Origin of the sequence: Helicobacter zhangjianzhongii (assembly GCF_030249855.1) — a bacterium.
Lineage (GTDB): Bacteria > Campylobacterota > Campylobacteria > Campylobacterales > Helicobacteraceae > Helicobacter_B > Helicobacter_B zhangjianzhongii.
In genome coordinates this window covers 1-5,115 of the sequence record NZ_JANURN010000020.1, presented here as the reverse complement: position 1 = coordinate 5,115, position 5,115 = coordinate 1, and the positions used below count along the sequence as shown (strand labels likewise).

General features: G+C 41.5%; 1 protein-coding gene. It reads left to right on the top strand.

Translation table 11 applies throughout. From position 1 onward, the window contains the following. Window positions 1-71: 71 nt before the first annotated feature. Entirely contained in the window at window positions 72-4,865 is a 4,794-nt protein-coding gene (locus NYG90_RS10435) for a PBECR3 domain-containing polyvalent protein (protein WP_285265037.1), read from the top strand. The last annotated feature ends 250 nt before the right edge of the window (window positions 4,866-5,115 follow it).

The window sequence follows — 5,115 nt, the reverse complement described above, 5'->3', positions numbered from 1 at the left end:
ATCCATTCTTACCCCTTTTATAAAAACGCCCAAGATTCTACCATAGTAGGATTTTTAAACTAAGGGGTAAGATGTATTGCCTAGAGAAGCTGCAAAGAGAGCTAGCCTACTTTTTTGATATGGATTTAAGCGCGCTGCCACGCGTGCAAGACCTGCTTAAACAAAAAGGCTACACCCAAATCCAAAAAGGCGATGAGATTATAACGCTAGAGCCTAGCGCGCAAGCAGAATCTACCCTAGAATCCACCACACAAATAAGCCAAGAGATAAAAGATATTATAGACTCTAGCCCAGCAAAAGGGCGAGATATGCAAATCATAGGGGAAGCCAACTTCACGCCCCAAGTCGTAGAATACGCACATAAAAATAATAAAAAAGTAGCCATTGATAAGCTAAGTCAAGCCGAAGCGGAGCGGCTAGGGTTTAAACACCCCCAAGATGTGCGAGTAACAATCGACTACCAAGCCATAAACCACACGCTAAATCGGCACGGAGCAGAATCTGCTCTTGTAAAAAATAGCGGACAAAAAGCGGTGGATTATACCGACATAGCAGAGTATAGAAACATTGTAAAGGGTGCTGATGAAAAGCTATTTAGCAAAGATGATTTAGGGCAAGAAGTTATTTTGAGCTTTAAGCAGGTTAATGGATATGCGGTAGTGGTAGAAAGTATCCGTAAAAAAGGCAATGAATTAGCGTTTAAAAGTATGTATTTTGAAAACGGAAGCTATAAAAACTCAAATGCGTATAAAAATGCGGTGGATAGCCAAAAGGCTAATCCATCTCCAGCTCCTTATGGTTATGAGCCACACGCTGATGCCAACACTCCGCCATTAAAAACGGATACCGCCATTATACCACAGCAAAAGCCCTACACCGATGAGAAAAAAACCCTGCAAGGCTTTGAGCAAGCAATCGCAGGCAAAGACACGCACACCAAGATACAAATCGCCAAAGAGCATTTAGAGTATTTACACACCCCCTTAAAAGAGCAAAAAGACCAGCTTAAAGAGCTTATAAAGACCAAGAACTTCGATGATGATGAGATAGCAGAAGCCTTGCAGCGCATAGAGACTACTGCCAAGCCCTACGCCAAAAAGCGCGGCAACATCTTTGTGCCTTTTGTGGATAAGCCAGGCACAGGGTGGCTCATAAGCGACAAACTCACGCCACTAGAGCAGGCAAAAACCCTGATAGCCTACGAGCTAGAGAGAGAAAATAAGCGATTTTTCACACAGGTTAGCAAGCTAGGGGCTAAGTTAAGGTTTTTAGACAGATTTAAAGGAGTCTTGCAAGAAAAAAGCGCGCAGGAGTGGCATTTTAAAGAGTTTGATGAGACGCTAGACTTCATCGCCAAAGAGCTAAAAAAGCACGACAAGCAAGACAAAGACGCCAAAAGCTATGAGATGACCTACACGCAAGCGCGAGATTTATTCTACAAAGCAAGCCCCACGCAAATCCAAACCGAGCTTTTTGAAAAGGTGCTGCCAATCGCGCAAAAGCTAGGGGTCAATATCCGCTCTGCCGTGCGATTCCGCTATGAAAGGGCTAGCAGTGATTTTACAAAAGACATCGCTGGAATGTATCGCACAAACCCCAACGCCGCCACGCTTAAAAAAGGCATATCCCAAGAGATAAAGCACAAAGTCCTACTCCACGAGCTTATCCATAGCGTTACAAGCCGCGCGATTTATGCCTATGATAGAGGGCAGCTAGACCTACTCACCACACCACAGCAAAACGCGATAAAAAACATTAAAGAGATTTATGCCGAGCTTTTTAGCAAACGCGATGAGCTAGGGCTAAAAAGGTGGCAGGGCGGAGAGCATACAGGAGACTATGGGCTGAAAAACGAGCACGAAATGCTTGCCGAGCTTGCTAACCCACGCTTTGTGGAGAAGCTCAAAAATATCGGGCTTTTTGAAAAGCTTGTGGATAATATCATTAAGCTCATAGCAAGTGCCAAAGAAATCTTTGGACTGAAAAAGACAAATGCGTATGAACGACTAAAAGGAGAGCTAGAGAGCATCATCACCAACTACAAAGACGACTTTAGCACGCAGTGGGAAGCGCAGAAGTTTAGGGACAGGGCGATGGGCAGTGAAAAAGTGGATTCTAGCGAGCCTAAGACAAAGCACGAGCAAAGAGAGCAGACAAAGGCGATTCTATCCCCTTTAATCAACAAACCCATAACCAACCAAAACGACGGCAGAGTAGCGCAAATATCGCGCAAGAATATCGCAAAAATGATAAGCGATAAAGCAGTGGCAAAAAGCGTGGCAAACGGATTTGAGCCAGCGGAGCATTTTAAAGCCGTGCAAGAAGTGGATAAACTCTACCAAAAAGCAAGGCTAAAAGAAACGCACAAGGACAGCAAAAGCACAAACCCCAATGTTTTAATACATCGCTACAACGCGGATTTAGACAATGCAAACGCACTCATAACGCTGAAAGAATCACTAAGTGGAGATAATCAAGGGAGCAAAATATACACACTAGAACTAGAAGCCCTTGAGTTAAAGCCCTCTGCACCCGAGCCTCAAGGTAGCGAGATAGTGTCTAGGAATACAGGATATGCAGAGCCTGTAACGCCCACTGAAACGCTTGGCGAGATTGTAGCACAAGATTCTAGCAAGTTACTAGAATCCACTATGAAAAAGTTTAACTACGATGGGAGAAAGGCAAAAGACTTGCTCGAGTGGCATAAAGATTCACACCCTTTGACAAAAGATGAAAACGGAGTGCCGAAGGTGTTTTATCACGGCACAGGGCAAAAAGAATTTGATCCCTTTCAAAATAAATATGTAAATTTTGAAGTGTTTAAGACAACTTTAAGTAATCAAGATGATGATTTTTTAAAAGGGCATTATTTTAGTTCAAATATAAAAATAGCAAAAACTTATAATAATAATATTTATAAAGTTTTTTTAAATGTAAAAAATCCTTTAGTTATAGATTTTAAAGGGCATACATTTAATGATTATATAGATGAAGCTATTAACAATATACCTAAAAGCGTGCAAGAAAATATTAGGGATTTTTACGATTCTATAATATTTAAAAATATCATAGATGACAACACCCAAAATGGCAAAAAACACCCCGTGGCAGATACGATTATGGTGCTTGATAGCAATCAAATAAAACACATAGAAAACAGGGGCGTAGAGAGTGAGAGTGGGCGGAAGTATTTTAATGACTCTAGTCCCAATATCTTTCACAGCAATCCACACTTAGGAGCGGGACTACTAGGCGGGAGCGTGGCAGGAGTGGAGCAAGATGAAAATGGGCAGTGGAGATTTAGCCCCGAGAAGTTTGCCCTAGGACTACTCGGCAGCACAGCTGGGAGCAAGGCAGTGGCAAAGGGGCTAGAATGGCGAGCAAGAAAAGTAGCCAAAAGCTACCCAAACATCGCCAAGGACAATCCACAGCTAATGCGAGAAATCGCCAAAAGAGATCTACACACCTACGCCACCGCAAGCACGCACAATGCTTTGTCGCGCTTTTTACACAACAATAAGCTTTTTGATATAAATCCACAGCTTTTCGCAGGGGAGAAGGCTCTGGCAAATGAAGCCTACGCACCGCACAAAGCAAGGCTAGAAAATGCAAAAGAGCTAGAAGCAAAAGGCGCGAAAGAGATAGAGATATGGGAGCAAACAGGCTGGTATAAGGACAAAGATCAAAGGTGGAAGTTTGAGATAAGCCAAAGGGGCGGAGAGCTACTGACAAAAGATGAATTTGGGAGACCTTATAAAAGAGCATTTTTGTCTAAAATCTTACAAGATGATGAGCTTTTTAACGCATATCCAAAGCTTGAAAATATACTAGTTATCGAGGATAAAAAGTTAGGGCGTGGTGTTAATGCAAGCTATGATCCTAAGCTTAAAGATATTTATATCAAAAATCTCCAAGCAAAAGAAGCAAAAATTAGTCTCTACCACGAGCTACAACACGCGATCCAAGATATAGAGGGCTTTGCATATGGGTTTAAAGACTATGTTACAAGTGATGAAAATTTTCACAAATACGCAATCCAACACGGGGAAGTAGAAGCAAGAAATGTAGAAAGCAGAATGAATCTACCAACAAAAAAAGATGTGCAAATCCTAAAAAGAGCCGCAAAAAATACAGATAAAAACATAGAAGATTTAAAGACAAGTGATTATGAAGAGTGGTATAAAAACGAGCGTATAAACACGGAGCAATCAAAGAAAAAAGATTTTTTAGCCAAAGCACAAGCTGCACAGGAAGTAATCAATCAAGGCAAATACACAGACCACCCGCACGAGACTATGGATACGCCTTTAGAAAATACCATAGCCGAAGCGACAATGCACGGCGAAGCGTTAAGCAAGAAGCTAGGAGACAAAGCAGGAGATACGCTAAAATCCACGCAAAAAGTGCAAGGGGAATCAAAAGAAATGCAGCAACAGCTACAAAGCACCATACAGACACATTTGGAAAATTTACCCCCCAACCCTACCCCCCAACCGATTAACGAAGCTAAAATCAAGGCGTTAATAAAACGATTTGACAATATAGAAAACTTACAAGAGCATTTAAACACTAGAGCAGACACAAAGGCAAGGCAGGAGATTTTTAGCCTTTTGGACGACACATTGCAAACACCGCAGGTGCATTACAAAAAGGATGGCAAAGACAAATATTTAAAACGATATAAAAGCGAAAGGAAAGAACCTTATTTTTATCTCTTAGTTACAAAAGATGAGAATAAAACATTTATAACACATTTTAAAACGAGAGACAGCAAATATTTAAGCAAGGAAATCACCAAAGCGCAAGAAATTATACAAGGTGCTGACATTATAGAAGCACTTAGTCAGCGGACAGGCGATATTTAAGCTTCTGCCTCCGCTATTATTGTAGCATATTTTTCAGCTTTACCCCTTTTTGTGTGCTTGTGTTTAGTGAATAATCACGCAAAAACACAAGGGCAAAGATGATTTACACAAAGCCGCCGCTACCCTTTATGGGAAATAAGAAAAATATGCTAAAGCATATCAAGCAAGTGCTAAATACTATGAGAGCAGATGGGGAGATCGATGGGGAGAGCATATTTATCGATGTGTTTGGCGGATCTGGACTTGTCGC